Annotated in this window: 3 protein-coding genes and 1 pseudogene; 3 read left to right on the forward strand and 1 reads right to left on the reverse strand. The window is 62.9% G+C overall.

Translation table 11 applies throughout. From position 1 onward, the window contains the following. Positions 1–385 precede the first annotated feature (385 nt). Positions 386–826 (forward strand): hypothetical protein, encoded by a 441-nt coding sequence (locus ITJ66_RS16710; RefSeq protein ID WP_194645349.1) that lies wholly within the window; start codon positions 386–388, stop codon positions 824–826. Next, a complete protein-coding gene (locus ITJ66_RS16715; protein ID WP_194645350.1) occupies positions 751–1,164 on the forward strand; it encodes a transcriptional regulator in 414 nt (137 codons plus the stop codon). The genes ITJ66_RS16710 and ITJ66_RS16715 overlap by 76 nt, the downstream gene beginning before the upstream one ends. Before the next feature lie 329 nt (positions 1,165–1,493). Here ITJ66_RS16715 and ITJ66_RS20240 read toward each other — a convergent pair whose 3' ends face one another. Further along, positions 1,494–2,996 carry a LuxR family transcriptional regulator gene (locus tag ITJ66_RS20240; protein ID WP_194645351.1) on the reverse strand — a complete coding sequence of 501 codons (1,503 nt, stop codon included), beginning with the start codon at positions 2,994–2,996 and terminating at the stop codon, positions 1,494–1,496. A 425-nt stretch (positions 2,997–3,421) separates the two neighbouring features. Here ITJ66_RS20240 and ITJ66_RS16725 point away from each other — a divergent pair. After that, positions 3,422–6,000, forward strand: a pseudogene (locus ITJ66_RS16725) (DUF11 domain-containing protein); the annotation flags it as partial.

Raw genomic sequence — 6,000 nt, forward strand, 5'->3', positions numbered from 1 at the left:
CGCATCAACGGAGTTTCGGTTCAAGGGTTCGCGCAGACTAGCCAGCGGTTGGTCCTCGGTCTTGTCCGGCCAGGCGAGGACCCGCCACTGCGCCGGCTGTGGCTCGTCTCAGACAGGTGGAATACGGGTGGTGCAGACCCGATTTCCGCACCACCCGTGAGCCCATGGGCTCTTTCGTGGGAGAGAGAATCACCACGATTGACCCCTGGTTTCCCGGAGGCGGTGCAATCGTCTCAGACAGAGTCCAACGGAAGCTCCACCTTCGCGGATTCTCACCCTGGATCTCATGCGCCACTCACCCCGCCGAGGTTACTGAGACCGATCCCTCTCAGACTGAAGGAGAGAATTAGGTTTCCTTATGGAAAGTACATGCTAAACTGAAAACGTGAACGATGCCCCAGACTACGACGAAGACCTCCGCGTCGCCCGCGATCTCAAGCGGTACGTGCAGGTGCATCACCGACTGCCGCGTTGGTATGTGGGTACGAGCACGCTGCTCTTCCTGGTGGGCGTGTGGTTCTCGGTGTTGGGCGTGGTGGCCGGCTGGTTCCTGCCGCTGGTCGGCGCTGCCTTGTTGACGATGAACGTGCTGCTGTTCGTCATGCTTCTGGTGATCTGGCGGAAGCGGGGAGTGGTGCCGCTGTCAGGGCAGAAGATCATGCGGCGGTACTGGCGGATCGCGCCGATCGTCGTGCCGGCAGCGCTTGTGCTCGGCGCGGCGGCTCTCGCACTCCACCCCGCGCAACGGATATGGGTTTGTCTGGCCGTTGTCGTGCCCTTCGCCTTCGAACACATCCACCGGCTTCGCTCCTGGACTCGGCCGTGAACGTTTCGGAGAGCGGTTCCGCGCACAAGTCCAGGCTGAATGACGCGTTCAGCAGCTTGCCACGGCTCAAGGTAGCGGCGTTCTTGGCCGGATGCGACGAGGCGGAGTTCGCAGCCGTCGCGATGGCAACCGATACCCCAGCGTCTGCCCTCTCGAAGGCAGCGGCGCGGTTGGTAGAGGAGAACTACCTCTCGGTGCGTAAGGGCCATGTGGGCCGTCGACCGCGCACCTGGCTCTCACTCACAGAGGAAGGTAGGCAGGCCTTCAGCGAGCACATGGATTCCTTGAAACGTCTTACAGCACTTGGCGTGACGCATGCGCGAGAGTCGGGTTCCTGAGACCGGCAGTCCAATCGCGTCATATCTGCGCGTTCGGGTGCTCTTCCAGACGACAGATGTGTTCTGTGCCGTGCAAATTACGCGAGCACGCGAAGATTGTGAGTGATGTAGAGATGTTCCTTGGACTGTTTGCCCTCGTCGGGATCGCTTTCCTTGCTGGTCTGACACTGATGACCGCCTCAAGGCCGACCAGAAGAGTCGGCCGGAGTGGTGCGCAGCCGTCCCGATCCAGGCAGCTCGTCGATCACTAACTCGCATGAATCCCCCTCGTTGACTGTTGTCCGCGTGGATCTGCGGTCGTTCGTCCCTTCTGCCATGACCGGGCGGGTTCAGTCGTCCAACCAGGCGGCCGCTGCGCGGAGCGCCTGTTCACGTCCGTGCACGCCGAGTTTCTTGTACACCGACGCCAGGTGGCTCTTTGCGGTGTTCGGAGAGACGTGCAGAGCGGCGGCGAGCTCTTTCGTCGAGCCGTACAGAGCGAGTGCGCGCAGAACGTCCCGCTCGCGTTCGCTCAACGTGATGCTCTGGGCAGGCGCGTAGATCGAAGCGGGCAGTGTCTGTTCGACGTGAAGCCGGTGCGCGAGCTCTTCTCGAATGATGGGGTGCGCTCCGACGATCTCGGCGATCGCGTTCGTACGCTTCAGCGCTTCACTCGCGTTGTCCATCGATACCGCTGATGCGGAAGTGTCACCGAGGATGCGTTCTGCTGCCGCCTTGACGATCCATATCGCCGGCACAAGACGGTGGCGTCCACCATTCAGACGCTGGACCTCCGCGACGATCTGCAGCGCGCGCGCAGGATTGCCCCCGAGGAGCGCAAGGCGTGCTCTCGCGGCCCAGATCTTTTGGCCCTGGGAGGTCGGTACCTCCCTGCGTAGCACGTGGGCGGCAGCTTGAAAGTTGTGGTCGGCCATGTAGAGGTCCGCCAGGTCTGTGCGCAGAATGTTGCTCGCGAAGGTTCCAGACCCACTCAAATCGCGACGAAGGTCGAGTATGTCCTCGAGGTGCGCGGCAGCACCACCTCGATCGCCTCCGCCGTAGAGTGACCGCTTGGCCCGGATGTGCTCGGTCAGCCACCAAAACTCGCCAATTCCAGTGTCCGGCAGGTGTTCGCTCGGCTCCGCTCTGAACGTGCCGAGTGCAATGAGCGCTGCGGCGTACTGTGAGATCGCGAAGTAGCTAGCTTGCATGGATCCTGCCGGGCGGGTCGAGGGGGGCATCTCTGTCAGCGATTGCTCTGCGTGCACGAAGTTCCCGGCTAACGCATGGGATAGTGCAGCGAAGTTCCCCACATGAGGCGCGATCGGATGTTGAACGGCGCTTGCCCGACGAGAACCCTCAGCGAAGATCCCGATCGCGTCACGGACATCTCCACGCAGCAACTTGACCATCCCGATCCGGATGAACACCGGCGGAAGCACATCATCGAACCCCGCTGTATCCCTGGGCTCGGCGATCAACCGCAACGACTCATCCGCCGCAGCATCCGCCTCCTCCAGCCGCCCCGCGGCGAGTAGCGCACGAAGCTGCGTCTGCGCGACCCCGAGGAGGTCCCGGGTCGCAGGCTGCTCCTGCCCCTCGACCCACGACGCGAACCGGCTGTGGACTCCCTCCGGGATCAACGAATACGGATGATTCGCCGCCCGCGCGATCGCCCCGGCCATCAGATACCGAGGATTCGCCCACAACCACTCATCCGGCACCGCCGCGAACCCCTCTGTCAGCGCTACCGGCTCGAGTAACAACCTCGCAAAGAAACTGCTGTCAACAGCCTCAGCGAACCCCTCCCAGTCCTTGGCCGCGGCAATTACCTGCAAGCTCGGATACGACACAGTGGGCTCCTTTGGCCAGGGGTCAACAGTGCGAGCAGGTCGAAACCGGTCAGCAACCCAGTCGGAGCTGATCGAAAACTTCGACCGCCCCCAGAGCGTACGGGGCTCAGAGGGTTAACCCCACATGGGTTTTCGTCACCCTCGTATGAATGTCGGGTGATGCGCGGGTGAGGTCTGCTCGCTCTGCTTGCAGATAGCCGTTCCTGTCAATTGACTGAACGAACCGCAAGGCCGAATACGTCGGTCATCGGCGCCCGGCAACTTGCACAGAGAGACCCGACATGAAACAACTCCGCCCCCAGAGGGGACCAGCTACGCCGACGCACCCGAGGGGCGGCTACCGCTTCACTTCCATGTCCGTGCGCGGACATGAGGAAGGCAACAGGGCGACAGGCTTTTTCCTGATCCTGTGCTTACTCCTTGCAATGCTCGCGACGATCGGCGCCATTAGCCCGGTCAGTGCCGCTCGGGCCGCGGACACGGGCTGCGGTTACGCTAACGCCTCCGCAAACAACGGCCAGAACGCACGCACGATCTGTTGGTTCGACTTCACGAACTTCAATGAGACTCAGGCGCGCACCGCCGCTGGTCAGCCGACCACGATCACGTTGGAGGGCGGGTACATCGCCACCTTTGCGATCAAGGTCACCAACGTGAGCGGGACACCCCCGCTCTCGCTTGAGGCTCGTCAGACCCCGCTGGAAACACGCTTCGCGTTCGGAACCGACGCGTATCGCGGTGTTCCAGGCAACAACGCGCTTTACAGCCGGCCCGCCAACGGTGTGGTTCAGGCTGGAGTCATCACCTTCGATAACATTCAGGTTCGCGACCCATCGGGCGCATTGGTGACCGGATACTCCTTTGTTGCGGCCGATGTGGAAGACAACGTAACTGGAGAGTCCTTCACTTGGAACTCTGACAAGCCGCTTGACCGGCTCGAGACGCTTGCTCCGAACGGGCAGTGGGGCTGTAAGAACCCAGTCGGTATCGGCACCACCCAGATCAGCTGTTCAGGCACCGGCGTGGGCGCCACGACCACCGCCGGGGGGAAGTCCACGGCGCTCCTGGTTTCTGCGGACGCACCCTCGACGTTCTCCACCACCTGGCGTACTGGCGCCCGGTCAGGCATCGGCGTAGGGATTCAGACGGCAAAGGTCACGTTGAACAAAACCGTCAGCAGCCGAGTCGGTGCGGCCAACTCCTTCGATTTGAAGGTCACCTCGCCTGAGGGAAGCACGCTCGGATCGGCTACGACCGGTACGACGAATACCGCCACGACCCGAGAAGTAACGGTGCTCCCGCGCACCGACGGGAAATCGTTCACTCTCTCCGAGATCGGGACTGCGGGAACGTCGACCGATCTGAGCCTCTATACCCAAGCCTGGGCCTGCGTCAACGCCGCGACTGGGAGCTCTACGGTTCTTCCTGGCGCCACAAGCGGGACGAGCGCGAACATATCGCCGCAGATCGGCGATGACATTCGATGCACCATCACGAACACGGCCAAGCCTGCGGGCGTGTCGTTGGTCAAGCGGGCCGGCGTGCCGGTCGACGTCAACGGTGACGGCCTAGTCGATGCGGGCGACACCATCCAGTACAGCTTCGATGTTCAGAACACCGGCTCGCTGGCGTTGAGCAACATCTCGGTTGCCGATCAGAAGGCCGGGGCGGTGACCTGCCCGTCGACAACCTTGGCGCCCAACGCCACGGTGACATGCCAGGCTGCCAGCGTTTACACCATCACAGCCGCCGACGTGGCTGCCGGGTCTGTGGTCAACACCGCGACGGCGTCCGGTAATCCGCCGGGCGGCGCGACGCCAGTGGTTTCTCCACCGTCCTCGACGACGACGGTGACGACGGCCCCAGCGCCTTCGCTTACGGTCGACAAGACGGCATCGCCGAACAACGCGGCCTCATTCACGGTCGGTCGGCAGATCAACTACTCCTTCCTCGTGACGAACACGGGGAACGTGCCATTGAACGACGTGAAGGTGAGCGAGGAGTCGTTCACCGGCTCTGGGAACATCTCCACGGCAGTGTGCCCGTCGACCTCACTGGCCGTGGGCGCGTCGCAAACCTGCACCGCCTCGTACACGGTCACCCAAGCCGACGTCGACAACGGATCCATCACGAACACGGCTAAGAGCACCGGGACACCTCCTGGGGGGACCCCCGTGGACTCACCGCCCGACACCGTCGTCGTGCCTGCGCCGAACTCGCCATCCATCTCGCTCGAGAAGTCTGCGGACCCGACATCGATCTCCGCGGCGGGCGCACCTATCAAGTATTCGTTCACAGTGACGAACACCGGCAACGTGACCCTGGCGAACGTTTTGGTCGCCGAGGGCGCGTTCAGTGGCTCGGGAACGTTGTCTGCAGTGACGTGCCCTGCGGGCGCGGCGTCGCTGGCCCCTGGCGCGTCGGTCATCTGTACTGCTGACTACACAGCGACGCAAGCCGATGTCGATGCTGGTCGGATCACGAATACGGCTACTGCTTCGGGTACGCCTCCCACCGGCGGCCCGGTCACGTCCGACCCGTCGAGCGCGGTCGTGACCGTTGACCCGAACCCGTCGTTGGCGGTGGTGAAGTCTGCTGATCCCGCGTCCATTGCTGCTGCGGGTGACATTGTGGATTACTCGTTCGTGGTGACGAACACGGGCAACGTGACGATGACGGATGTCACCGTTGCGGAGACGGCGTTCTCTGGGACTGGTACGGCTCCGTCGATCACCTGTCCTGCTGAGGCTGCTTCGTTGGCGCCGGGTGCGAGTGTGACGTGTACTGCGAGTTACACGGCGACCCAGGCCGACGTCGATGCAGGTTCGATCACGAACACGGCGACCTCGACTGGCACGCCGCCTGATGGAACCCCGGTCACGTCACCGCCGTCTTCGGCGATCGTCACGGCTGGGCCGACTCCGGGTTTGACGATGGTGAAGTCTGCTGATCCGGCTCAGGCCGGGAAGGTGGGGGACACGATCACGTATTCGTTCCTGTTCAC

This window comes from Plantibacter sp. VKM Ac-2885 (assembly GCF_015351205.1).
Lineage (GTDB): Bacteria > Actinomycetota > Actinomycetes > Actinomycetales > Microbacteriaceae > Plantibacter > Plantibacter auratus.

Coding starts and splice junctions, on each gene's coding strand:
- ITJ66_RS16715 (WP_194645350.1), top strand. CDS start 751: ATGGGTTTGTCTGGCCGTTGTCGTGCCCTTCGCCTTCGAACACATCCA.